This is a genomic window from Cupriavidus necator (assembly GCF_040578825.1).
In the GTDB taxonomy this organism is placed as follows: domain Bacteria; phylum Pseudomonadota; class Gammaproteobacteria; order Burkholderiales; family Burkholderiaceae; genus Cupriavidus; species Cupriavidus necator_E.
Genome location: NZ_JBEFLI010000090.1, coordinates 1 through 24249, shown reverse-complemented (window position 1 = coordinate 24249; position 24249 = coordinate 1). Strand labels below are relative to the sequence as shown.

The window sequence follows — 24249 nt, the reverse complement described above, 5'->3', positions numbered from 1 at the left end:
GCAACCCCTCATGCCTGGTGACCATAGCGAGTTGGAACCACCCCTTCCCATCCCGAACAGGTCCGTGAAACGACTCCGCGCCGATGATAGTGCGGATTACCCGTGTGAAAGTAGGTCATCGCCAGGCTCTTATACCGCAGAACCCCAGCCCACAAAGGCTGGGGTTTTTGCTTTTTGGGCGCTCGAAACGATCGGGCCCCTCACAGTAACCTCCTTCCGTTGTTTTCGCGCTGCATCGCGGGTCGGCCGGCATTCCGGCACCGCACGGCTTCTGCTATGTTCGACACCCAAGTGCCCGCACGCGGCACGACGTCGTTTGCAACAGCAATAGCCAGGCCTTAGCCGAGAGAGCAGGGCCGGTTTCGGGTTTCGAGGGGTTACATGACGGCCAAGGTGTTTCGGCTGGTTTTCACTGGCGCCGCCGGCGCGCTGCTGCTGGCAGGATGCGCATCCACTCCTCCCGTTTCAGCGGTACCCACTGGCGAGCCGGCCATTGCGGCTGCCAGTGCTTCGGCGGTCGATTGCCAGGCCTTCGCCGAACGGATGGCCGCATACGCGGCGGCCCAGGCCGTTGCCGAACCGCGGGCCGTCCCGGTGGTCGACGCGCTTGCCACAGCCAATGCCCGCGCTGCCGAAGCGGACGCCGGTGAAGATGGCGCCGACGCCGACGCCGACGCCGACGCCGACGCCGACGCCGACGCCGACGCCGACGCAGCGCCGCTGCCTACCCTCGCCACGCTGCCGCTGTTCTCCGCCGCGCCGCGCCGCGGCCAGCTTCCCGGCGGCTGGCAACCGTGGACCATCAACCGAAACAAGACCCCGACCCGCTATTCGATGGTCGAGGTCGACCAGCGCGTGGTCGTCCATGCGCAGGCCGAAAGTTCGGCCTCCGGCCTCTACGTGCCGCTGCGCGACCGCGATGCCGGCATGCTGCGCTGGACCTGGAAGACCAGCGGCATCATCCGCAACGCTGACAACAGCCACGGTCCGCGCGAGGATTCGCCGCTGCGCCTGTTCGTTGCCTTCGATGGCGACAAGGGCGGCCTGCCGCTGAAAGACCAGTTGATGTACGAGATGGCCCGGCTGACCACCGGCCGAGAAATGCCTTACGCCACGCTGATGTACATCTGGGGCGGCAAGCGTCCCGAAGGCTCGGTGGTGGCGAATCCGCACACTGACCGTGTGCGCATGATCGTGGTAGATAGCGGCATGAAGCACGCCAATGAGTGGCGATGCCATGAGCGCGACCTGCGCGCCGACTACCGCAAGGCGTTCGGCAGCGATCCGGGCCGCGTCATCGCGGTCGGCATCATGACCGATACCGACAACACCAAGAGCAAGGTGGAGTCCTGGTACGGGGATATTGCGCTGGACTGAAGCCAGCGCCCCGGCACAACCAACAGTCAGCCGCCGACCGGCTCAGCCAGCGCCAGTACCGCGAACGAGGCCAGCCAGTGCGTGGACACGTAATGGCCTTCGACCGCCTGCGCGAGCGAAGCGTCGATATGGTCCGACCACGCGCGGATCGCCAGCGGCCGCAGCGCCTCGGGCAGCGATGGCTCCAGCAAGCGCCAGCACCACGCACGCGACAGGTTGAGGCCGTCCAGGTGCGAGGTCTTGGGATCGGTGCGGTTGGCGACTTCCACCGGCGTCAGCCAGTTGGCCAGCTCCGCCTGCCCCGGCACGAACAGTTCCCACCATTCCGCAAACGCGCAACCGTCCATGACGGCGTGCATCAGCACGGCTTCGGTCATGCCGCCGGACAGGAACTCATCGCCGCCCGGTTCATAGCGCGCCGGATACTTCCGATCATGTGCGAACCAGCGGTGGGCGCGCCGCACGATGGCGCGGCGCAGCGCGGGATCCTGCTGCACCCGCGCATAGGCCAGCGCCATCACCAGCGCGAAGGCGCTGTTGAAGTGCGTGCCGGTGCGCACCGGGAAATCGGCGACATCCAGGAATTCGGCCAGTTGGCGCGCAAGGTGCGAGGCCAGCGGCGCGCAGGCAGAGGCCCAGCTCGCCGCCTGCGCATCTTGCTGCGACAACGCCAGCAGCTCCGCCTGCAGCTTCAGCACCCAGCCCCAGCCATACGGGCGCTCGAAAGTGCGCGATGCGGGCCGATGGAAATAGTCGAGCTCGACCGCGATATTCTGCGGCCGCAATTGCGCATCGAGCGTCTCGCGGATGCGCGGCGCTTCCTCCAGGTCCGGAAACAGCGCCAGCAGCCGCACCAGCAGCCAGTGCATATGCACGCTGGAATGCCAGTCATAGCTGCCGCAAAACACGGGATGCCAGGTCGCAGGCTCGGCCACGTCGCCGGGACCGGCCATCATGTGATCCAGCTTGTAAGGATAGCGGCGCAGGACATTGTCCAGTGCCACGCGCGCAAAGCTGCGCGCCGTCTCGCGATCCAGCGCCGAGCGGCCCATCGCAGAAGCTCCCCAGTTATCGTCGTTTATTGTCGTTATCGGTGACCCGCTGTCACGCAGGCGCCAGCCACTTCTCCACCAGCCGCACGAAGAAGGTCGAGCCGACTGGCAGCAACTCATCGTTGAAATCGTAGCTCGGGTTGTGCAGCATGCAGGGCCCCATGCCGTGTCCCGATTCGCGGTGCGCACCGTCGCCGTTGCCGAGGAACAGGTAGCAGCCGGGCTTGTGCTGCAGCATGAAGGAGAAATCCTCGGCACCCATGGTGGGCTCGACATTGCTGTCGACATTGGCCGCACCGACCAGCTCCGCCGCCACTGACGTGGCAAAGCCGGTCTCCGCTTCGCTGTTGATGGTGGGCGGATAGTTGCGGTGGAATTCGTATTCGATGGTGCAGTCGAATGCCGTCGCCACCGCGCGCGCCACCTCTTCCATGCGCCGTTCGATCAGGTCGAGCACCGGCACCGTGAACGTGCGCACCGTGCCGCCGATCCAGGCCTGGTCCGGCACGATATTGGTGGCGTCGCCGGCGTGGAACTGGGTAACGGAGATCACCGCGGTATCGATGGGGCGCTTGTTGCGCGTAATGATGCCTTGCAGCGCCGACACGATCTGCGCCGCGGTAAAGACCGGGTCGTTGCCGTTATGCGGCATTGCCGCATGCGCGCCCTTGCCGCGCACGACGATGCGAAACTCGTTGCTCGATGCCATCAGCGGGCCCGCGCGCGTGCCGAAAGCGCCGACCGGCATGCCCGGCCAGTTGTGCAGGCCGAACACCGCATCGCACGGGAAGCGCTCGAACAGCCCGTCCTTGATCATCTCGCGCGCGCCGCCGCCACCTTCCTCGGCTGGCTGGAAGATCAGGTGCACTGTGCCGTCGAAGGGCTTGTGCTGCGCCAGGTGGCGCGCCGCGCCGAGCAGCATCGCGGTGTGGCCATCATGGCCGCAGGCGTGCATCTTGCCCGCATGCTGCGAGCGGTGGCCGAAGGTGTTGGCTTCCTGCAGCGGCAGCGCGTCCATATCGGCGCGCAGGCCGATGGTGCGCCCGCTGTTGCCATTGCGGATCACTCCGACCAGGCCGGTGGTGCCCAGGCCGCGATGCACTTCGATGCCCCACGACTCCAGGTTGCGCGCGACCACATCGGCGGTGCGTTGTTCCTCGAAGCAGAGTTCCGGGTGGGCGTGAATGTCGCGGCGGATCGCCTGGATTTCGGCTTGCGCCTGAAGGATTTCGGGAATGAGCTTCATGGTGGCGGGGCTACGCGACGTTGGCGTTCGTTGGCGTTGGATACCCCGATCATACGATGCCCTCTCGCAAAGCGCCAAAATGCGGCGATTTCTGCGCCGCTGCCGGTTTGGCGCGGTGCAATATGCCACGCGGGTGGGTTTCCCCGCATTGCGGCGGCATGTGCACTGCTGGAACAGTTCATGCTTGAAGTGCCCGGCCGGCAATTTCATCGTTTTGCGTCTGCGCCACCGCACCAAAACGCAGCGCCAGCCGCGTGACCCGCGGCCTGGCGCCTTGCCGATCCTAACGTCTGCTTCACTTCCTACAGGGAGAATTGCGCGATGTCCCTTCGCACGTTCAAGAAGGCAATTGGTGCTGTCGCGGTGACCGGGGCCCTTGGCCTCGCATTCGCCGGCACCGCCCAGGCAGCGGACCTCAAACTGGCCATGAGTTCTCCGCCGACCTCGATGGATCCGCACTTCTACAACCTGTTCTCCAATATCAACGTGTCGGAGCACGTGTTCGATTCGCTGACCAAGATGGACCCGGACAGCCGCATCATCCCGGGCCTGGCCGAGTCCTGGAAGCTGGTCAACAACCTGACCTGGGAATTCAAGATCCGCAAGGGCGTGAAGTTCCACGACGGCTCGGAACTGACCACCGAAGACATCGTCTGGTCGCTCGACCGCCCCGCCACGATCCAGAACAGCCCCGGCAAGTTCGACGTCTACACCAAGGCGATCATCAACAAGAAGGTGATCGACAAGTACACCATCCAGCTCACCACCAACCAGCCGTATCCGCTGATGCTGAACGACCTCACGTCGATCTTCATCGTGCAGAAAAAGGCCACGCAGGGACTGAGCTCCGACGATTTCGCGCAAGGCAAGGGCATGATCGGCACCGGCCCGTTCAAGTTCGTCAGCTATGCGCGCGACGACCGGGTCGAGCTGGTGCGCAACGACAACTACTGGGGCCCGAAGCCAGCCTGGGAGAAGGTGACGCTGCGCTTTATCCCGAATCCGGCCACGCGCCTGGCGGCGCTGCTGTCGGGCGACGTGCAGGCGATCGAGAACGTGCCCACGCCCGACCTGCCCAAGGTGCGCAAGGATCCCAAGCTGTCGTTCTTCTCCAAGATCTCGCACCGCGTGATCTACCTGTTCTTCGATGCCAAGCGCGACAAGTCGCCCTATGTCACGACGAAGGAAGGCGCGCCGATGGACAAGAATCCGCTGAAGGATGCGCGCGTGCGCAACGCCATCAGCATGGCCATCAACCGGCAGGGCATCAAGGACCGGCTGATGGAAGGCCTGTCCGAGCCGACCAACAACCTGGTGCCGCCCACGCTGTTCGGCTACAACCCCAACCTGAAGACGGTCAAGTACGACCCCGAGGGCGCCAAGAAGCTGCTGGCCGACGCGGGCTACCCGAACGGCTTCGGCGTGACGCTGCATACGCCCAACAACCGCTACGTCAACGACGAGAAGATCGCGCAGACCATCGCGCAGAACCTGACCCGCATCGGCATCGCCACCAAGGTGGAGGGCATGCCGATGGCGACGTACTCGTCCAAGGGCATCAAGCACGAGTGGTCGTTCGGGCTGCTGGGCTGGGGCGCACAGACGGGCGAGGTCAGTTCTCCGCTGCGCGCGCTGCTGGCGTGCGAAGACAGCAAGAAGGGCTTCGGCACCACCAACTGGGGCGAGTACTGCAACCCCAAGATGGACACGGTGCTGGAGAAGGCACTGTCTACCGTGGATGACGGCGAGCGCTCCAAGCTGCTGCAGGAAGCCACCGCGATCGCGATCAACGATGGCGGTATCATCCCGATCCACCAGCAGGTCACCACCTGGGCCACGCAGAAGGGCATCGTGTACGTGCCGCGTACCGACGAGCGCACCTACGCGCATAACTTCAAGCCCCAGTAAGCTACGGGTGCCGGCTACCTGCTGGCGACGTTAGCGGTGCCGCGTACGGCTGCCGCGCCATCCCCGGGAAGCGCTCTCGCGCTGCCCAGGGATGGTGGCGCGCGTTCCTGCGCGAAAGGATAGTGGTTTCAATATGCTGGTCTTTATCATCCGGCGCCTGATGCAGAGCGTGGTCGTGCTCTTTGTCATGTCACTGCTGGTTTTCCTCGGCGTCTTTGCCATCGGCAATCCCGTCGACATCCTGATCAACCCGCAGGCCGACCAGGAGGACATCAAGCGCACCATCGCGGCGCTTGGTCTGGACAAGCCGCTGTGGGAGCAGTACTGGGTGTTCCTGCAGAACGCGCTGCAAGGCAATCTGGGCACCTCGTTCGCACATGGCACCCCGGCACTCAAGCTGATCTTCGAGCGCATGCCCGCCACCATGGAGCTGGCCATCTGCGCCATCCTGCTGGCGATCGTGCTGGGCATCCCGCTGGGCCTGTGGGCCGGGCTGCGGCCCAACGGCGTGGCCGGCAAGTCGATCATGACGGTGTCGATCCTGGGCTTCTCGCTGCCTACCTTCTGGGTCGGGCTGATGCTGATCATGGTGTTCGCGGTGCAGCTCGGCTGGCTGCCGTCCAACGGGCGCGGCGAGACCGTGCGCGTGCTCGGCATCCCGCTCAGCTTCCTGACCACCGACGGCATCCGCCACCTGATCCTGCCGGCGGTGACGCTGTCGCTGCTCAATATCGCCATGGTGATCCGGCTCACGCGCGCCGGCACGCAGGAGGCGATGCTGCAGGACTACGTCAAGTTCGCGCGCGCCAAGGGGTTGTCCAATACCCGCATCGTCGGCGTGCATGTGCTGAAGAACATCCTGATCCCGATCGTCACGGTGATCGCGCTGCAGTTCGGCTCGATCATCGCCTTTGCGATCGTGACCGAGACCATCTTCGCCTGGCCCGGCATGGGCAAGCTCATCATCGACTCGATCCAGTTGCTGGACCGGCCGGTGATCGTCGCCTACCTGATGGTGATCGTGACGCTGTTTATCCTGATCAACCTGGTGGTGGACATCATCTACAGCATGCTGGATCCCCGCGTGCGCATTGCCGACAACAAGGGCTGAGCCATGACTGCCGTATCTGTCGAACAACCGGACCCGACGCCGAACGACGCGCCGGGCCTGCCCGGTGCTCCCGCCGCGGCGCGCGAGCAATCGCCGTGGCGGCGCTTTGCCGCTGAGTTCTTCTCGAGCAAGATCGCCGTGGCCGGGCTGGCCACGCTGGTAACCATCATCCTGATCGCGATCTTCGCGCCGTGGCTCGCGCCGCAGAACCCGTACGACCTCGCCACGCTGGACGTGCTCGACGCGCGCCTGGCGCCGGGGGAGCAGGCCGGCAACGGCATGACCTTTTTGCTGGGGTCGGACGAGCAGGGCCGCGACATCCTGTCGGCGGTGATGTACGGGCTGCGCATCAGCATCGGCGTGGGCGTGGTCAGCACCGTGATCGCGCTGCTGCTGGGCGCCACGCTCGGGCTGCTGGCCGGCTTCCTGGGCGGGCGCACCGAGGCCTTCATCATGCGCGTGGCCGACCTGCAGCTGTCGTTCCCGCCGATCCTGCTGGCGCTGATCCTGCTGGCGTTCCTGCGCCCGGGGCTGGGCAATATCGTGATCGCGCTGGTGGCGGTGCAGTGGGCCTATTACGCGCGCACCACGCGCAGCGCGGCGCTGGTCGAGCGGCGCAAGGAATATATCGAGGCCGCCACCTGCCTGGGGCTGCCGCCGGCGCGCATCATGTTCCGCCACCTGCTGCCCAACTGCCTGCCGCCGCTGATCGTGATCGCGGCGCTGCAGGTGGCTTCGGCGATCACGCTGGAGGCGACGCTGTCCTTCCTCGGGCTGGGCGTGCCGGTCACCGAGCCGTCGCTGGGCTCGCTGATCTCCAACGGCCAGCAGTACATGCTGTCGGGCAAATACTGGATCAGCTTCTTCCCGGGCATCGCGCTGGTGGTCACCATCGTCGCGATGAACCTGGTGGCCGACCAGTTGCGCGACGTGCTGAACCCGCGCCTGCAGACGCAATAAGGAGGGAGCGGAACATGGCACAGCCGACACTGGTGGTCGAACACCTGAAGACGCATTTCTACACACGCGGCGGCATCGCCAAGGCCGTCGACGACGTGTCCTTCTCAGTGGGCCGCGGCGAGATCATGGGGCTGGTGGGCGAGTCCGGTTCGGGCAAGTCCATGACCGGCTATTCGATCATGGGGCTGATCGACGCGCCCGGCAAGATCGTCGACGGGCGCATCGCGCTGACCAGCCGCGACGGCGTCACGCGCGACCTGCGTGCGCTGACGCCGGCGCAACAGCGCGACGTGCGCGGCAACCGCATCGCGATGATCTTCCAGGACCCGATGATGACGCTGAACCCGGTCCTGCGCATCGACACGCAGATGATCGAAGCGGTGCTGGCGCACGAGAACGTGGGCAAGGCGGTGGCGCGCGAGCGCGCGCGCAATGCGCTGGCGCGGGTCGGCATCCCGTCGCCGGACGAGCGCCTGCAGGCCTATCCGCACCAGTTCTCGGGCGGCATGCGCCAGCGCGTGGCGATCGCCATCGCGCTGCTGAACAAGCCCGACCTGATCATTGCCGACGAACCTACCACGGCGCTGGACGTCACCATCCAGGGCCAGATCCTGTACGAGATGCAGACGCTGTGCCGCGAATCGGGCACCGCGCTGATCTGGATCACGCACGACCTGTCGGTAGTGGCGGGACTGGCCGATACCGTGTGCGTGATGTACGCGGGCAAGATCGTGGAAGCGGGCAATGTGCGCCAGGTGCTGGAGCATCCGGAGCATCCCTACACACACGGGCTGATCGGCTCGGCGCCGTCACGCAATCCGCGCGGCACGCCGCTGCGGCAGATCCCCGGCATGACGCCGTCGCTGCTGAACCTGCCAGGCGGCTGTTCCTTCCGCGAGCGCTGCCCTTACGCGACCGCCGTCTGCAAGACCGAGCCGCCGCTTGAAACCGCCGGTGACGGCCGACGCCTGCGCTGCTTCCATCCGGTGCTGGCCAACCAGGAGGCGGCATGAGCGCGACTGAACTGCAATCCCGACCGATGTCGAATCCTGCCGCTGAGGAGAAAACCACGCCGCCCGCGCCAATCCTGGAGCTGCTCGGCGTGTCCAAGCGCTTCGTCAAATCGCTCGACGCCGCGGCGCGCATCGCCAACCTGTTCGGCGCCCATGCGCGCGAAGAGGTGGTGCATGCGGTCGATCGCGTCGACCTGAGCATCCAGGCCGGCGAAGTGGTGGGCCTGGTGGGCGAGTCTGGCTGCGGCAAATCCACGCTGGGCCGCATGGCGGTGGGCCTGCATTCGCTGACGGAGGGCGAGCGCTACTGGCGGGGCATCAACCTCGACCACCTGCCGCCGGACAAGCGCCGCGAAAAGCAGCTTGCGATCCAGATGATCTTCCAGGACCCGTACGCCTCGCTCAATCCGCGGCTGCGCGTGCTGGATATCGTCGGCGAGGCGCCGGTGGTACATGGCATGGTCGAACGGTCGGCGCAGAAGGGGTATGTCGAAGACATGCTGGTGCGCGTCGGCATGGACCCGACCGTGCTGCGGCGCTTCCCGCACCAGTTCTCCGGCGGGCAGCGCGCGCGCATCGGCATTGCGCGGGCGCTGGCGGTCAAGCCGGAATTCCTGGTCTGCGACGAGTCGGTGGCGGCGCTGGACGTGTCGATCCAGGCCCAGGTGCTGAACCTGTTCATGCGGCTGCGCGAAGAGCTGAACCTGACCTACCTGTTCATCAGCCATGACCTGGGCGTGGTCAAGCACATCAGCGACCGCGTGGTGATCATGTACCTGGGACGGGTGGTGGAGTCGGCGCCGACCGAGGACGTATTTGCCGCGCCCAATCATCCTTATACGCAGGCACTGCTGGCGGAGGCGCCCAAGCTGGAGGTCGCGCGCAAGACCTATGTGGCGATCCGCGGCGAGATCCCGTCGCCGCTGAATCCGCCATCGGGCTGCCATTTCCATCCGCGTTGCCCGTATGCGATGCCGCGTTGCCGGGAGGAGCAGCCGATGTTGAAGGAGATTGCGCCGATGCGGTTTTCGGCGTGTCATTTGAATGACATGAAGTAGGGCGTTTCAACTCGCGCTGGTTTTCTCCCCTCTCCCATTGATGGGAGAGGGGAGCAAACACCAGGTCAGGTTGAGCGCGTCAGCGAATCACCTGTCCCTTCGAATTAATAATCGTCATCTCTACAAACTTCGACCCCACGTGGTTCTCCGGCGTGAAGTTGACGATAAACCCGCCCAGGTCATAGCTGCGCATCGATTCCAGCGCCGTCACCAGCTTTTCGCGGGTCAGGTCCTTCCCCGCGCGGCGCAAGCCTTCGGTAAAAGCCTTGGCGGCGACGAAGCCCTCGATGCTGGCGTAATCGAAGTCATGGGGCTTGCCGGCGGCCTGCAACAGGCGCAGGTATTCGCGCACCACCGGCAGCGTCGCATTGCCCGGATGCGGCATCACCTGCGAGATGACCACGCCGCTGCCCTTGGCACCGACCTCGTTGGCCAGCGCCTGCGTGCCGACGAACGAGACGTTGTAGAACTGGCCGTTGTAGCCGCGGCGCAGCGCTTCCTTGACGAAGGCGCCGGCCGTGCGGTACGCGCTGATCATCACCACGGCGTCGGGATTCGCCTTCATCACGCCCTGCATGGCGTCGCCGATCTCCATCGTGTTGCGCACCACGCCCTCGCGCGAGACCAGCTGCACGCCGCTGTCGGCCGCGGTCTTCAGCGCGCGTTCCAGTTCCTCCAGCTCGGCCTTGCCGTAGGCATCGTCGTTGTAGACCACGGCCACCCGTTTCAGGCCGGTGGTCTGGATCTGGCGCAGGATCGCCGTGGCTTCCTCGTTGTAGCCGGCGCGGACGTGGAAGACGTAGCGGTTGCGCGGCTCGCGCACCGAGCGCGCGCCGGTGTACGGGCCAAAGAAGGGCACCTTCGCCTGGATCGCCAGCGGCAGCGCGGCCTGGCTGGTGGGTGTGCCGACGTAGCCGAACAGGGCGAAGACGCGGGCTTCCTCGATCAGCTTCTTCGTGTTCCTGGCCGCCGGCTCCGGCTCGTAGTAGTCGTCCAGCGCCTCGAGCCGGATCTTGCGCCCGTAGATGCCGCCCTGCTGGTTGATGTGATCGAAATACAGCCGTGCACCCGCGTTCATCTGCTTGCCGAGGGAAGCAGCGGGCCCGGTCAACGCGGCCGATTGTCCCAGCAGGATGGTGTCGGCGGTGACGCCGCTTTCGGCTGTGGCGGCACTTGCCGCCGTGTTGGCGAAGGCGGCGCCGGATGCGCCGCCCGTGCCGATGGCGCACGCCACCAGCAGGCCGGCAAGCCGGCCATTGACCCCGGATCGGAAAGACATAAACCCCCGCAAAATTTGTGGTTCGGTTACCCGTGTGATTACCCGTTCGCCGCTGTTGGCCGGTCTGCGCCGGCGTGGTGCGGCAGGGCGCGCCGGCACATCATAATCGAATACAATCGGGCCGAGATACTCCCCGCCATCGCCCCGCACGGACGGGGACGCGCCGCCCCGCCGGCGCGGCGCAAGCCCCATACCACGCCGGCCTGCGCCAGTCCCTCCTGTTCCGTACAATCGAACAAAACGACCGCCCCGGAGATCCCATGGCTTCCCGCATTGTCCGCGCCGCCTGCCCGCATGACTGCCCAGACACCTGTGCCTTGCTCGTCACCGTCGAGGACGGCCGTGCCGTCAAGGTCGCGGGCGATCCCGACCACCCGGGCACCCAGGGCGTGCTGTGCACCAAGGTGTCGCGCTATACAGAGCGCACCTACCATCCGGACCGGCTGCTGACGCCGATGAAGCGCGTCGGCAAGAAAGGCGAAGGCAAGTTCGCGCCCATCTCATGGGACGAGGCGCTCGATACCATCGCCACCCGCCTGCAGGCGATCGCCGCGCGTGATCCGCAAGCCATTGTGCCGTACAGCTACGCCGGCACCATGGGCCTGGTGCAGGGCGAGAGCATGGCCGCGCGCTTCTTCCACAAGCTCGGTGCGTCGCGGCTCGATCGCACCATCTGTGCCAGCGCCGGCGCTACCGCGCTGCGCTACACCTATGGCGCCAGCGTCGGCATGGACATGGAGCACGTGGCCGATGCCCGGCTGGTGATCATCTGGGGCGGCAACCCAATCGCCTCGAACCTGCATTTCTGGACGCGCGCGCAGGAGGCCAAGCGGCGCGGCGCCACGCTGGTGGCGATCGACCCGTACCGCTCGCTGACCGCCGAGAAGTGCCACCGCCATATCGCGCCGATGCCCGGTACCGATGGCGCGCTGGCGCTGGCGATGATCCATGTGCTGATCCGCGACGACCTGCTCGACCACGACTACATCGAGCGCCACACCGTGGGCTTCGAGGCGCTGCGCGAGCGCGCGCAGGCTTACAGTCCGGAACGTGCCGCCGGGATCTGCGGCATTCCGGTCGAGGACATCGAATGGCTGGCCGGCCTCTACGGCAAGCTGGCGGTGCGCGAGCGCCAGCCGGTGGCGATCCGGTTGAACTACGGCATGCAGCGGGTACATGGCGGCGGCCAGGCGGTGCGCGCGGTGGCGTGCCTGCCGTCGCTGGTCGGTGCGTGGCGCGATGCAGCGGGCGGACTGCAGCTATCGACCTCGGGCTTCTTCCCGGTCAACGAAGCCGCGCTGCAACGCCCGGACTTGCTGCCGGGCTGGCCGACGACGCTGCCGCGCATCGTCAATATGAGCACCATCGGCGATGCGCTGCTGGATCCCGCCAGGGACGGCGCGCCGCGCATCGAAGCCGTGGTGGTCTACAACAGCAACCCGGTCGCGGTGGCGCCGCAATCGGGCAAGGTGGCCGAAGGGTTCGCGCGTGAAGACCTGTTCACGGTGGTGCTGGAGCACTTCCGTACCGACACCGCCGATTACGCCGACATCCTGCTGCCGGCCACCACGCAGCTCGAGCACACCGACATTCACAAGGCCTACGGCCACACCTATTTCCTCGCCAACAACGCCGCGGTGGCACCGATGGGCGAGGCGCTGCCAAACACCGATATCTTCCGCCGGCTGGCGCAGCGCATGGGCTTCAATGACCCGTGCTTTGCCGACAGCGACGAGGCCATCGCCGCGCAGGCCATCATCCCGGGCGATGCGCGCGCCGCCGGCATTACGTGGGAATCGCTGAAGGAGCAGGGCTGGCAGAAGCTGGCTTTGCCGGCGGCGCCGTTCGCCAACGGCGGCTTCCCGACGGCCACCGGCAAATGCCAGTTCTATTCGGAGCCGATGCTGCGCGACGGCCTCGACCCGCTGCCCGACTACGTGCCGCAGTACGAGGCCCCGTTGACCGCGCCGGCGCTGGCGGCGCGCTATCCGCTGGCGATGATCTCGCCGCCGGCGCGCAACTTCCTCAACAGCTCCTTCGTCAACGTCGACAGCCTGCGCGCCACCGAGGGCGAGCCGCACCTGGACATCCACCCGGCCGACGCCGCCGAGCGCGGCATCGTCCACGGCGCGATGGTGCGCGCCTTCAACGACCGCGGCAGCATGGTGGCGCGCGCCCGCGTCACCGACCGCGCCCGGCGCGGGCTGGTGGTGGGGCTGTCGATCTGGTGGAAGAAGCTCGCATCGGACGGCAAGAACGCCAACGAGCTGACCAGCCAGCGCCTGACCGACCTCGGCCGCGCGCCGGTGTTTTATGACTGCCTGGTGCAGGTCGAACCCTGCACGGAAGGGGCAGTGCTGACGGCATGAGGTGGGGCATGAAGCCGCGGCCCGGCCGCCGGCGCGGGGCGGCAATCCTGGCGGCGACGGGGGTGGCGGCACTGGCCCTGCTGACGGCCGGCTGCGATACCGTGGGCTACTACGCGCAGTCCATCGGCGGCCACCTCGGCGTGATGGCGCAGGCGCAGTCGCTGAACGACGCCATCGCCAGCGCGCGCGACGCCAACGACGCGCGCCTGGCGCAGCGGCTGGCGCTGGCAGGACGCATCCGCGACTTTGCCTCGCGCGAGCTGAAGCTGCCCGACAACGGCAGCTACCGCCGCTACGCCAACCTGCATCGGCCCTACGTGGTGTGGAGCGTGTTTGCCACACCCGAGCTGTCGATGGAGCTGCGCAAGTGGTGCTTCCCCATCGTCGGCTGCATCAGCTATCGCGGCTACTACGCGCAGTCCGATGCCGAGCAGTACGCGCGGAGCCTGCGCCGCAACGGCTACGAGGCCTATGTGGCCGGCATCCCCGCGTATTCAACGCTGGGCTATTTCGACGATCCGCTGCTCAACACCTTCGTCTACCTGCCCGAAGGCGAGCTGGCACGGCTGATCTTCCACGAGCTGGCGCACCAGGTGGTCTACGTGCGCAACGACACCGCCTTCAACGAATCCTTCGCCACCGCGGTAGAGGCGGCGGGCGTGGAGCGCTGGCTGGCCGAGGACGCCTCGGAGGACGCGCGCGCCAGCTATCGCCAGTACGATGCGCGGCGCCAGCAGTTCCGCGCGCTGCTGCTCGCCACCCGCGACCGGCTGGCGGCGCTGTACCTGACGCCGCTGGACGACACCGCCAAGCGCGAGGAGAAGGCCCGGATCTTCGCCGACCTGCGCGCGCAATACGCGCGGCTGAAGACGGAGTGGGGCGGCTACACCGGCTATGACCGCTGGTTCGACCAGCAACTGACCAACGCCCACCTTGCGGCGGTGGCTACCTATCAGCAATGGGTGCCGGCCTTTACCGCGCTGCTGGTCCAGTGCGGCGGCGACTGGCGCCGCTTCTATGCCGAGGCCGGCCGCATCGGCGCGCTGCCCGCGGCGCAGCGCGAGGCCGCGCTGCGCCGGCTGGCACCGCCAGCGACGCGCGTCGATACGCTGACCGCGGGCGGCAAGGCGGCCGAGGCTAACTGAGCCGGCTGGTCCAGGTGCCTCAGGTGCCTCAGGTGCCTCAGGTGCCTCAGGTGCCTGCGGGCCGCTTCATCCGGCATGCCGAGGGCAGGTCCAGCGCTTTGGCCGGCGTGGTGCTGTTGAGCCGGAAGCCGTACTGCGTGCCTTCCGCACCGACCTTCACCGTCTTGCCGTCGACCGGTGCCACCGTCGATACCACTTGCGGCAGCAGCAACTGGTGGTCGCTCTTGCGCATCGCCACCTCGCCCAGCGCGGTGCGCATCTGCAGGCCCTCCAGCGCAAAGGCGACCCTGGTCGGATCGTCGCTGCCGGCGCGCCGGATCGCCTCGCTGACAAGCTGCACCGACACCAGCACGCGCGGCGCGAAGTACTCGCCCGCCGCGGTCTGCCTGGCGCGCGTGGCCAGCGGCGCCAGCACCGGGTCGTCGCCATTGGGCAGCCACTCGGACACCCAGGTGAGTTTCCCGGTCTTCGCCTGCGACACGGCCAGTACCGTACCGGGCGCGCCGCCGCCGCTGTGGTTCAGGTAGCGCACGTCATAGCCGATATCGCCGGCGGCCTTGATCAGCAGGCTCAGGTCCTGGCCCCAGTTGCCGGTGACCACGGTGTCGGCGCCGCTCGCCTTGATCTTGCCGATATAGGGCGCGAAGTCCTTGACCTTGCCCAGCGGGTGCAGCGTCTCGCCGACGATCTTCGTGTCGGGACGCGCGCTGGTGATCATCTGCTGGCCAAGCGCCGCCCAGACACGGCCATGCGCATAGTCCTGGTTCAGCAGGTAGAGCTTGTGGATGTCCTTCTGCTCGCGCGTGAAGTCCGCCAGCGCACGCATCTTCATCGCGGTATTGGCTTCGGTGGCGAAATGCCAGAAGCTGCAGCGCGCGCCGGTCAGGTCCGGGTCGATCGATGCGTAGTTGACGATCAGGATGCGCTTGTCGGGATTGCGCTCGTTGTGGCGTGTCGCGGCTTCCACCAGCGCGGTCACCACCGACGAGCCCGAGCCGCCGGTGAACACGACTTTGGCGCCGGCATCGATCGCGCTTTGCAGCGCCGACAGGCTGTCCTGCGCCGACAGCTTGTTGTCGTAGCTGATCAGCTCGTACTTGCGCCCCAGCACGCCGCCCTGCGCGTTGGCGTCGTCGAGCGCGAACTTCAGGTTGGCCTGGAAGATTTCGCCGACGTTGGCCAGCGGCCCGGAGAGCTGGTCGATAAAGGCGACCTTGATCGGGGCGTTGGTGGCTTGCGCGGCTGCCGCGGCCGGTGCGAGGGCAATCAGCGCGGCGGCCGCGAGCGTGGCCAGTGGACGAAGCTTGCGAGTCTTGCAGACGGTGCGGTGCATCAGGTGTCTCCTCCTGTCGGTATGCTGCGTCTAATGGTCGGGCCCCGGGCGGCGTCGTGCGCGCCGCTTACCAGGTGTCGATAAAACGTCGCTGCGATTCGTGCCGGCGCCCCAGGCTGCCGGGCGGCACCGATGCCAGTCCGCGCAGCAGCCAGCGGCGCGTGTCGGTTGGGTCGATGACGGCGTCGATCTCCAGGTGGCTTGCCATATTGAGGGCGCGGCCGCGCTGGTAGGCGGCATCGACCATGCGCGCGAACAGCGCCTCGCGCTCGTCGGGATCGGCCACCGCTTCCAGTTCCTTGCGAAAGCCGAGCCGGATCGAGCCCTCGATCCCCATCGCGCCGAACTCGCCGCTGGGCCACGCCGCGGTAAAGAAGGGCGCGGCGAAGCTGCCCCCCGCCATCGCCTGCGCGCCCAGCCCGTAGCCCTTGCGCAGCACCACCGTGAAGAACGGCACGCGCAGCGCGCCGGCGGTGACGAACAGGCGCGACACATGCCGCACCGTTGCGCTCTTCTCCGCCTGCGGCCCCACCATAAAGCCCGGGGTGTCGCACAGCGACACGACCGGCAGGCCGTGCGCATCGCATAGCTGCATGAAGCGCGCGGCCTTGTCGGCGGCGGGGCTGTCGATGGCGCCGCCGAGGTGGCGCGGATTGTTGGCGATGCAGCCGAAGGCGCGGCCCTCGATCCGGATCAGTGCGGTGATGATGCCGGTGCCGAACGCGGCGCGCAGTTCCAGCACCGAACCGCTGTCGGCCAGCGCCGCGATCACCGCGCGCATGTCGTAGCTGCGCAGGCGGTTCTCGGGAATGGCGTGGCGCAGGTGGCGCGGATCTTCGGCGTGCCAGTCGTCCACATCGCCCTGGAAATAGGACAGGTAGCGCTGCGCCGCGTCGACCGCTGCCTGTTCGTCATCGACCAGCACGTCGATCACGCCGTTGGGTCCCTGTACGCTGACCGGACCGACTTCCTCCGGCGCATAGACCCCGAGTCCGCCGCCTTCGATCATCGCCGGACCGCCCATGCCGATGGTCGCGCTGCGCGTGGCGATGATCACGTCGGCGCAGCCCAGCAGCGCGGCGTTGCCGGCAAAGCAGCGGCCCGACACGATGCCCACCAGCGGTACCTGGCCCGATAACCGCGCGAACTGGATAAACGAGGTGCAGTCCAGCCCGGCCACCACCGGCATATCGGTATCGCCGGGCCGTCCGCCGCCGCCTTCGGCGAACAGCACCACGGGCACCTGCCACTGCCGCGCCAGCGCCAGCATCCGGTCCAGCTTCTTGTGGCCGTAGAAGCCTTGCGTGCCGGCCAGCACGGTGTAGTCATAGGCAAGCACCATGCAGCGTGTGTCGGCCTCGGGGAAGCGCGCCGCGTTGACGGTGCCGATGCCGGTGACGATGCCGTCGGCGGGGGTCGAGCGGACCAGGTCGTCGACGCTGCGGCGCTGCCGTTGCGCCGCGATGGCAAGCGCGCCGTATTCGATAAAGGAGCCGTCGTCGCAGAGCTGCGCGATATTCTCGCGCGCGGTGCGGCCGCCTTGCGCGTGCCGCTTTGCGACGGCCTGCGCGCGCGCGGCGTCGTGGCCGAGGGCCTGGCGCTCCAGCGCTTCGAGCAGGTCGGCGCGGATATGGCCGAGGTCGGCGGCCGCCGCGACCTCGGCGGCATGGCCGGCGTCGTCGCCGGGTGCCAGCACCACCACCGGGGCGCCGGCGCGCAGCGCCGCGCCCGCGGCGGCGAGCACCCGCAGCACGATGCCGGCGGCGGGCGCTTCCAGCGGGTGCTCCATCTTCATCGCCTCGATGATGGCCAGCGGCTGGCCGCGCCGCACGGTGTCGCCTTCGCGCACGTGGATCGCGGCGAGCGCGCCGTCCATCGGCGCGGCCACGGCGACGCCGTCGGCAGGGATGTCGGCCAGCGCCTGGTCGTCATCGATCTGCATCTCCGCGGCAAGGGCCGGCGGCGCATGCAGCGCCGGATGGTCGCCGTCGGTGCCGGCCAGCGCAGCCAGGGTTTGATCCAGGTATTGCGTGTGCACCGCGTTGCGCCGCACATCGTCCAGTTGCAGCAGGTCCTGCAGCAGCCGGCGGTTGGTGTCGATGCCTTCGATGCGGAATTCGCACAGCGCGCGGTAGGCGACCGCCAGCGCGCGCGCATAGTCGCCGCCGGGTTCGTGCACGATCAGCTTGGCGAGCAGCGAATCGAAGCGCGGGTTGGCTGTCATGCCGGCAAAGCCGGCGCTGTCGACGCGCACGCCGGGGCCGTTGGGCGGCTCGAACGCGGTCAGCGTGCCGCTGGCGGGGCGCAGCTGGCCGTGCGCGTCGAGATGCTCGGCATTGATGCGCAACTGCACCGCGACGCCGCGAGCGGCGGGTGCCTGCCCGAGCCCGAGGTCGGCCAGGCGCGCACCCGCTGCAATCGCAAGCTGGGTCTGCACCAGGTCGACGCCCGTCACCATCTCTGTGACCGTATGCTCGACCTGCAGCCGGGGGTTGGCCTCCATGAACCAGAACGACGGCCCGGCGCTGCCGCCGTCCTCTACCAGAAACTCGAAGGTACCCAGGCCGCGATAGGCAGCGGCGCGCGCGAGCGTGGCGGCGGCCTCGGCCAGCCGCGCGCGCAGCGCGTCATCGAGCGACGGGCTGGGCGCGATCTCAACCAGCTTCTGGTGGCGCCGCTGCAGGCTGCATTCGCGTTCGCCCAGCGTCAGCACGCGGCCGTCGGCATCGGCCACCACCTGGATCTCGATATGACGCGGCGCGTTGACGATGCGCTCGACGTAGACCGCGCCGTTGCCGAATGCGGCGGTCGCCTCCGAGACGCAGCGCGCATAGGCTTCATCGATCTCATTGGCGTGGCGCACGGCCCGCATGCCACGCCCGCCGCCCCCGGCGAGCGCCTTGATCATCATGCCGGCGTGGCCTTGCAGGCTGTCGAAGAAGGCATGCGCCTGCGCCAGCGTGGTCGGGCCGGTGCTGCCGGGCACGACCGGCACGCCGTGTTCGCGCGCCAGCGCGCGGGCGCGGGCCTTGTCGCCGAACAGGCGCAGCACGTCCGGCGCCGGGCCCGCGAAGACCAGATCCGCTTCCAGGCACGCCTGCGCAAAGTCGGCGTTCTCGGACAGGAAGCCGTAGCCCGGATGCACCATGCCGCAACCTGCGCGGCGCGCGGCGTCGACCATGGCACCGATGTCGAGGTAGGCGCGCGGGCCGGTGCCGGGCAGCGCGATGGCGGCGTCGGCCTTGCGCACATGCAGCGCATCGCGGTCGTCCTCGCTGTAGACCGCGACAGTAGGCATGCCCATCGCGGCGGCGGCGCGCGCGATGCGGATGGCGATTTCGCCGCGATTGGCGATCAGCAGCTTGTCAGCATTCATGATGAGGGGGCGACGAAGCCATCGGGTTGCTGCCCTCTCCCGCATGCGGGAGAGGGACCGGGGGAGAGGGCGGGCGTGTCGTAAGCTGCAGCGTCAGTCAGCCTGCTCAGCCAACACCACCAGATCCTGCTTGCGCACCTTCCCGGTAGCCGTCAGCGGCAGCGCCTCGACAATGCGCACTTCCGGCACCTTGTAGACCGCCATGCTGGCGCGGCACCACGCCGCCAGCCCGGCTTCATCGACCGTGCCCGCGGCCTCCGGCTTGAGCAGGATGAAAGCCACCGGCACCTGGCCGCGGCCTTCGTCGCTGCGCCCGACCACCGCCGAGCCCAGGATCGCCGGATGCTGGCCGAACATCGCTTCGATCTCGGCCGGGAACACGCTCATGCCGTTGACCTTGAGCATCTCCTTGCGGCGCCCCAGATAGTGGATGTAGCCGTGCTCGTCGATCAGCCCGATATCGCCGGTATGGAACCAGCCGCCGCGCAGCGATTCACGCGTGGCGTCGGGCTTGTTCCAGTAGCCCTTGAGCAGCGTCGGCGTGCGCACGCACAGTTCGCCCTCGCTGCCGACAGGCAGCAGCGCCCCGGTGCCGAAGTCGCACACCTTGAATTCGGTGCCGGGCACCGGCAGGCCGACAAAGACCGGCTGCGCGCGCAGGTCCAGGTCGTCGTCCTGCATGCCGTAGGTGAAGGTGTTGCAGGTCTGGGTCTCGGTCATGCCCCAGGCGCTTTCGGCGATGGTCGAGCCGGTCAGCGCCTGCCAGCGGCGGCGATAGTCCAGGTTCAGCTTTTTGACGAAGGACGACACGCCGACATGGCGCAGCGAGCGCAGGTCGTATTCGCCCACGCGCGGGTGGTCCATCACCTCGACCGCGCTGTCGACCAGCATCGACGCATTGGTGACGCGGTAGCGCTGCACCGCCGCCATGAAGGTCTGCGCGTCCCAGCGCGCCAGCAGCACCAGCGGGATGCCGAAGAAGGCGGGGAAGATCAGGCACAGGTTCTCGCCGGCGATCCAGAACTCGGGGAAGAAGCCCAGCATCACGGTGTCGTCCTGCACCGGCACTGCCACCGCGCCGAACGCGGCGGCCATGTCGACCATATCGCCCTGGGTATGGATGCAGCCCTTGGGCAGGCCGGTGGTGCCGCCGGTGTAGTTGAGCGCGGCGGGGCCGTCGATGGCGGGCACGGTGCTCGGCGCGGGGGCGTTGCAGGCGGCAATGGCCGGCAGCAGGTCGATAGCGCGGTCTGCGGGCTCGGGCGCGTGGCGCGGTGCCTGCACCATCGGCGGCAGCGGCAGCGTGGGTTCGGCCGGTACCACGTCGGCAAAGCTGGTGACGAACAGCAGTGCGAGCGGGTCGGCATCGCCCAGCTCTGCGCGGGTATCGGCCACCAGCGGCAGAAGCTGGTCCAGCGCCACCAGCGCGCGCGGCATGGCGTCGCGCAACGCGTGCAGCAGTTCGGCGCGCTGCGACAGCGGGCTGACCGGCACGTACACCGCGCCCAGCTTCAGGATGCCGAAGAACACCACGTGGAACTGCGGGCAGTTGGGCAGCAGCACCGCCACGCGGTCGCCGGGGCCGATGCCGCTGGCGGCCAGCAGCGCCGCGCAGCGGTCGCTCTGCGCATCGAGTTCGGCGTAGCTGGTCTGGTGGCCGTAGAAGATCACCGCCGCCTGCCCTGGGCGCGTGCGGGCCCAATGGCGCAGCATCTCCGACAACGGGATGCGGCCCAGCGGGTATTGCGGCTCGCGCGGCGCGCCGGGCGGCCAGGCGGCCTGCCAGCGGCGGTGCAGGTCGGCCAGGTAGCTGGCCTCGTCGATCGGTGCGCCCGCGGGCGCGGCCTGCGTTGCGGTCTGCTCCATCCGTGCGGTCTCCTCGCGGTGTTCAGCGCAACGGGGCACAGGCGCGGATCGCGTGCGCTCCGGCGTTGCGGCTGTCTTGACTCGTAAGGCGCTGGCGTACGACTTTATATACCGCGCGGTATATGATCGTAGGCGGATCCGCCATAGGCGTCAATCCGTCCGAAGCCTTATGGGATACATGTGGGGCGATACGAGGCGGGCAGGGATGGCGTGCCGATGCTGTCATGCGAGAATTGCATCATGTCTATCGCTACAAGATCCGTACACCAGCCCGCCTTGCAGGCCGCCCCCGCGCTGAACGCAGCGCCGCAGCCCGAGAAGGCGCGTCCGCATATCGCCGAGCGCCAGGAAGCGCGCCGCCGCCAGATCCTCGATACCGCCGCGCAGCTCTTCTACACCAAGGGCTATCCCGGCATGACCATGAACGACCTGTGCCGCGCGCTGGGCGTGACCAAGCCGGCGGTCTACTACTACTTCACCGACAAATACGAGATCTTCGACATCCTGTGCCGCGAGTCGGCGCAGACCTGCCTGCCCGTGATCCGCGAGACCGCAGACCCGTCGCTGCCGGTGCGCGGGCGGCTGCATGCCTGCCTGCTCGAAATGGCGCGCCGCTGCGTGGCCTGCCACGTGCCAGCGACGCTGAGCTTTCGCGATAACCAGTACCTGCGCCCGGAGACCGTGGCGTGGCTCGACAGCATGGCGCGCGATTTCTATCGCGACCTGTACGCCCTACTGGAAGAGGGCAAGCGAGAGGGCGTATTTGCCTTCGGCGATGCGCGCGTGACCGCGCATGCGATCGGCAGCGTGGTCGGCTTCATGTACACCTGGCACGAGCCCGGCCGCATGGACCCGGAGGCGCTCGCGAAGGAACTGGCGACCAACATGATGAAGCTGGTGTTGCCCTGCGGTGGGTGAACGTACACCGCTTAAGGGTTATCCCCCTGCTACCGCCCGATCGGTGGCGCATAATGCCCGTCAGGGGCGCTGCGTTGTGATCCAACGCCCCGAGGACTTCGTCTAAGTTGTTGTTTTAACCGGGGCGCACGTTTAGCATCTCGGCAAAATCGAACGACCATTCAGAAATTCAGGAGACGGTGCTATGGAAAGACTTTGGCTGAAACACTACCCGGCCGGCGTTCCCGCCGAGATCGATGCCAGCCAGTTTCGCTCGCTAGCCGCGCTGCTCGAGGCGTCTTTCCGTACCTACGCCGACCGCAAGGCCTTCGTCTGCATGGACAAGGCGATCACCTACGGCGAGCTGGACCAGCTGTCGACGTACTTCGCCGCATGGCTGCAGTCGCGCGGGCTGCGTCCCGGTACGCGCGTGGCGATCATGATGCCGAACGTGCTGCAGTACCCGGTGGTGCTGGCCGCGGTGCTGCGCGCCGGCTTCGTGGTGGTCAACGTCAACCCGCTCTACACCCCGCGCGAGCTCGAGCACCAGCTCAAGGACAGCGGCGCCGAGGCGATCGTGATCCTGGAGAACTTTGCCGCCACGCTGCAGCAGGTGCTGGCGCGGACCCCGGTCAAGCACGTGGTGGTCGCGAGCATGGGCGACATGCTGGGCGGCCTGAAGGGCGCGATCGTCAATTTCGTGGTGCGCAACGTCAAGAAGATGGTGCCCGCGTGGGAGCTGCCCAACTGCGTGCGCTTCAACAGCGTGCTGGCCGAGGGCCGCAAGCTGACGCTGCAGCCCGCCACCACCGGTCCGGAGGATATCGCCTTCCTGCAGTACACCGGCGGCACCACCGGCGTATCGAAGGGCGCGGTGCTGCTGCACCGTAATGTGGTCGCCAACGTGCTGCAGTCCGAGGCGTGGATGCAGCCGGCGCTGGCCAAGGGCGGGCATATCGACCAGGTCATCACCATCACCGCGCTGCCGCTGTACCACATCTTCGCGCTGACGGTCTGCTGCCTGCTGGGCATGCGCAGCGGCGGCATGAGCGTGCTGATCCCGAATCCGCGCGATATCCCGGGCTTTATCAAGGAACTGCAGAAGTACAGGTTCAACATGTTCCCGGCAGTCAACACGCTGTACAACGCGCTGCTGAACAACCCGGAAATCGGCAAGGTCGATTTCTCCGGGCTGCGCGTGGCCAACGGCGGCGGCATGGCGGTGCAGGAGGCGGTGGCCAAGAAGTGGCTGGCCAAGACCGGCTGCCCGATCATCGAAGGCTACGGCCTGTCAGAGACTTCGCCGTCGGCCACCTGCAACCCGACCGACACCGACGCGTTCTCGGGCACCATCGGCATGCCGCTGCCGTCGACCGAAGTGGTGATCCGCGACGACGACGGCAAGGACGTGCCGCTGGGCCAGCCGGGCGAGATCTGCATCCGCGGCCCGCAGGTGATGGCCGGCTACTGGAACCGCCCGGACGAGACCGCCAAGGTCATGACCCCGGACGGCTTCTTCAAGACCGGTGATATCGGCGTGATGGACGAGCGCGGCTACACCAGGATTGTCGACCGCAAGAAGGACATGATCCTGGTGTCGGGCTTCAACGTGTACCCGAACGAGGTCGAAGGCGTGGTGGCCGAATGCCCGGGCGTGCTGGAAGTGGCGGCCGTGGGCGTGCCCGACACGCACTCGGGCGAGGTGGTCAAGCTGTTCGTGGTCAAGAAGGACCCGGCGCTGACCGAGGCCGACGTGATTGAGTTCTGCAAGGAGCGGCTGACGGGGTACAAGCGGCCGAAGTATGTGGAGTTTCGTACCGAGCTGCCGAAGACTAACGTCGGCAAGATCCTGCGCCGCGAACTGCGCGACAGCCGCAAGGCGGCGTGAGTTTTTAGTGCACGCCAGATGAAGCCAACGGTTTTGGGCCCCGGCCCCTCTCCCGCTAGCGGGAGAGGGGAGCACACCAGCAGCATGCACAGGCTCGCACCTCAGCACTCATTCGACGGCGCCAGCCGCGGCTCCGGGCTCCCGTCCAGATAAATCACCCGCACGCACGCCCCCGGTTCCACGCCCGGCAACGCCGGCGCATTGGCCGCCACGATTGCACCGTCCATGGTCCGCACCTTGTACTGGAACAGGTCCATCTGCTGCACCGGCGCAGGACGGCTGAACAACCGGGTCAGGTCGAACGCAAAGCCCACACCCACCCCGCCACCCCTGCCCCCGCTCGCGGCCCCCCCGCCCACGCTGGTGCCGCC

The 24249-nt window shown here is 67.5% G+C and carries 16 protein-coding genes, 1 rRNA gene and 1 pseudogene; 11 read left to right on the top strand and 7 right to left on the bottom strand.

Annotated elements, in window-relative coordinates:
* Positions 1–13: 13 nt before the first annotated feature.
* Both rrf and AB1I47_RS29795 read left to right on the top strand, forming a co-directional pair.
* Positions 14–127: ribosomal RNA gene (gene rrf / locus AB1I47_RS29800) — 5S ribosomal RNA — on the top strand.
* A 254-nt stretch (positions 128–381) separates the two neighbouring features.
* Positions 382–1377: a DUF3047 domain-containing protein gene (locus AB1I47_RS29795; protein ID WP_354687282.1), complete on the top strand. Its 996-nt coding sequence runs from the start codon at positions 382–384 to the stop codon at positions 1375–1377.
* Positions 1378–1403: 26 nt separating this feature from the next.
* On the opposite strand, the gene AB1I47_RS29790 is transcribed toward AB1I47_RS29795, so the two are convergent.
* Both AB1I47_RS29790 and AB1I47_RS29785 read right to left on the bottom strand, forming a co-directional pair.
* Positions 1404–2429, bottom strand: a complete 1026-nt coding sequence (locus tag AB1I47_RS29790) for a DUF2891 domain-containing protein (RefSeq protein ID WP_354687281.1) — start codon at positions 2427–2429, stop codon at positions 1404–1406.
* A gap of 52 nt (positions 2430–2481) precedes the next feature.
* Positions 2482–3675 carry a M20 aminoacylase family protein gene (locus AB1I47_RS29785; RefSeq protein ID WP_354687280.1) on the bottom strand — a complete coding sequence of 398 codons (1194 nt, stop codon included), beginning with the start codon at positions 3673–3675 and terminating at the stop codon, positions 2482–2484.
* A gap of 321 nt (positions 3676–3996) precedes the next feature.
* On the opposite strand from AB1I47_RS29785, the gene AB1I47_RS29780 reads away from it, so the two are divergent.
* The 5 genes from AB1I47_RS29780 (at position 3997) to AB1I47_RS29760 (ending at position 9725) form a co-directional block, all read left to right on the top strand.
* Entirely contained in the window at positions 3997–5583 is a 1587-nt protein-coding gene (locus tag AB1I47_RS29780; RefSeq protein ID WP_354687279.1) for an ABC transporter substrate-binding protein, read from the top strand.
* A gap of 133 nt (positions 5584–5716) precedes the next feature.
* Complete coding sequence (locus AB1I47_RS29775) at positions 5717–6694, top strand: ABC transporter permease (RefSeq protein ID WP_354687278.1); 978 nt, start codon at positions 5717–5719, stop codon at positions 6692–6694.
* A 3-nt stretch (positions 6695–6697) separates the two neighbouring features.
* Positions 6698–7654 (top strand): ABC transporter permease, encoded by a 957-nt coding sequence (locus AB1I47_RS29770; protein ID WP_354687277.1) that lies wholly within the window; start codon positions 6698–6700, stop codon positions 7652–7654.
* Between the two features lie 14 nt (positions 7655–7668).
* On the top strand, positions 7669–8667 hold the full coding sequence (locus AB1I47_RS29765) for an ABC transporter ATP-binding protein (protein ID WP_354687276.1): 999 nt from the start codon (positions 7669–7671) through the stop codon (positions 8665–8667).
* A complete protein-coding gene (locus AB1I47_RS29760) occupies positions 8664–9725 on the top strand; it encodes an ABC transporter ATP-binding protein (protein WP_407935937.1) in 1062 nt (353 codons plus the stop codon). The genes AB1I47_RS29765 and AB1I47_RS29760 overlap by 4 nt, the downstream gene beginning before the upstream one ends.
* Positions 9726–9804: 79 nt before the next feature.
* Here the strand turns inward: AB1I47_RS29760 and AB1I47_RS29755 are convergent, their stop codons facing one another.
* Complete coding sequence (locus AB1I47_RS29755) at positions 9805–11004, bottom strand: ABC transporter substrate-binding protein (protein WP_354687275.1); 1200 nt, start codon at positions 11002–11004, stop codon at positions 9805–9807.
* Positions 11005–11264: 260 nt separating this feature from the next.
* Here AB1I47_RS29755 and AB1I47_RS29750 point away from each other — a divergent pair, with 260 nt between their 5' ends.
* Positions 11265–13373, top strand: a complete 2109-nt coding sequence (locus AB1I47_RS29750; protein WP_354687274.1) for a molybdopterin-containing oxidoreductase family protein — start codon at positions 11265–11267, stop codon at positions 13371–13373.
* Between the two features lie 8 nt (positions 13374–13381).
* Positions 13382–14518 (top strand): aminopeptidase, encoded by a 1137-nt coding sequence (locus AB1I47_RS29745; RefSeq protein ID WP_354687273.1) that lies wholly within the window; start codon positions 13382–13384, stop codon positions 14516–14518.
* Positions 14519–14564: 46 nt separating this feature from the next.
* Here the strand turns inward: AB1I47_RS29745 and AB1I47_RS29740 are convergent, their stop codons facing one another.
* From AB1I47_RS29740 to AB1I47_RS29730, 3 genes are all read right to left on the bottom strand, one after another.
* Positions 14565–15851 carry a branched-chain amino acid ABC transporter substrate-binding protein gene (locus tag AB1I47_RS29740; protein ID WP_354687272.1) on the bottom strand — a complete coding sequence of 429 codons (1287 nt, stop codon included), beginning with the start codon at positions 15849–15851 and terminating at the stop codon, positions 14565–14567.
* A gap of 67 nt (positions 15852–15918) precedes the next feature.
* On the bottom strand, positions 15919–19227 hold the full coding sequence (locus AB1I47_RS29735) for an acetyl-CoA carboxylase family protein (protein ID WP_354687271.1): 3309 nt from the start codon (positions 19225–19227) through the stop codon (positions 15919–15921).
* Between the two features lie 93 nt (positions 19228–19320).
* Complete coding sequence (locus AB1I47_RS29730) at positions 19321–21093, bottom strand: AMP-binding protein (protein ID WP_354687270.1); 1773 nt, start codon at positions 21091–21093, stop codon at positions 19321–19323.
* Positions 21094–21333: 240 nt separating this feature from the next.
* Here AB1I47_RS29730 and AB1I47_RS29725 point away from each other — a divergent pair, with 240 nt between their 5' ends.
* Positions 21334–22011 (top strand): TetR/AcrR family transcriptional regulator, encoded by a 678-nt coding sequence (locus tag AB1I47_RS29725; protein ID WP_354687269.1) that lies wholly within the window; start codon positions 21334–21336, stop codon positions 22009–22011.
* 184 nt (positions 22012–22195) lie between these two features.
* On the top strand, positions 22196–23878 hold the full coding sequence (locus AB1I47_RS29720; RefSeq protein ID WP_354687268.1) for a long-chain fatty acid--CoA ligase: 1683 nt from the start codon (positions 22196–22198) through the stop codon (positions 23876–23878).
* Between the two features lie 101 nt (positions 23879–23979).
* Here the strand turns inward: AB1I47_RS29720 and AB1I47_RS29715 are convergent.
* Positions 23980–24249, bottom strand: a pseudogene (locus tag AB1I47_RS29715) (hypothetical protein); the annotation flags it as partial.

Coding starts and splice junctions, on each gene's coding strand:
- AB1I47_RS29795 (WP_354687282.1), top strand. CDS start 382: ATGACGGCCAAGGTGTTTCGGCTGGTTTTCACTGGCGCCGCCGGCGCG.
- AB1I47_RS29790 (WP_354687281.1), bottom strand. CDS start 2,429: ATGGGCCGCTCGGCGCTGGATCGCGAGACGGCGCGCAGCTTTGCGCGC.
- AB1I47_RS29785 (WP_354687280.1), bottom strand. CDS start 3,675: ATGAAGCTCATTCCCGAAATCCTTCAGGCGCAAGCCGAAATCCAGGCG.
- AB1I47_RS29780 (WP_354687279.1), top strand. CDS start 3,997: ATGTCCCTTCGCACGTTCAAGAAGGCAATTGGTGCTGTCGCGGTGACC.
- AB1I47_RS29775 (WP_354687278.1), top strand. CDS start 5,717: ATGCTGGTCTTTATCATCCGGCGCCTGATGCAGAGCGTGGTCGTGCTC.
- AB1I47_RS29770 (WP_354687277.1), top strand. CDS start 6,698: ATGACTGCCGTATCTGTCGAACAACCGGACCCGACGCCGAACGACGCG.
- AB1I47_RS29765 (WP_354687276.1), top strand. CDS start 7,669: ATGGCACAGCCGACACTGGTGGTCGAACACCTGAAGACGCATTTCTAC.
- AB1I47_RS29760 (WP_407935937.1), top strand. CDS start 8,664: ATGAGCGCGACTGAACTGCAATCCCGACCGATGTCGAATCCTGCCGCT.
- AB1I47_RS29755 (WP_354687275.1), bottom strand. CDS start 11,004: ATGTCTTTCCGATCCGGGGTCAATGGCCGGCTTGCCGGCCTGCTGGTG.
- AB1I47_RS29750 (WP_354687274.1), top strand. CDS start 11,265: ATGGCTTCCCGCATTGTCCGCGCCGCCTGCCCGCATGACTGCCCAGAC.
- AB1I47_RS29745 (WP_354687273.1), top strand. CDS start 13,382: ATGAAGCCGCGGCCCGGCCGCCGGCGCGGGGCGGCAATCCTGGCGGCG.
- AB1I47_RS29740 (WP_354687272.1), bottom strand. CDS start 15,851: ATGCACCGCACCGTCTGCAAGACTCGCAAGCTTCGTCCACTGGCCACG.
- AB1I47_RS29735 (WP_354687271.1), bottom strand. CDS start 19,227: ATGAATGCTGACAAGCTGCTGATCGCCAATCGCGGCGAAATCGCCATC.
- AB1I47_RS29730 (WP_354687270.1), bottom strand. CDS start 21,093: ATGGAGCAGACCGCAACGCAGGCCGCGCCCGCGGGCGCACCGATCGAC.
- AB1I47_RS29725 (WP_354687269.1), top strand. CDS start 21,334: ATGTCTATCGCTACAAGATCCGTACACCAGCCCGCCTTGCAGGCCGCC.
- AB1I47_RS29720 (WP_354687268.1), top strand. CDS start 22,196: ATGGAAAGACTTTGGCTGAAACACTACCCGGCCGGCGTTCCCGCCGAG.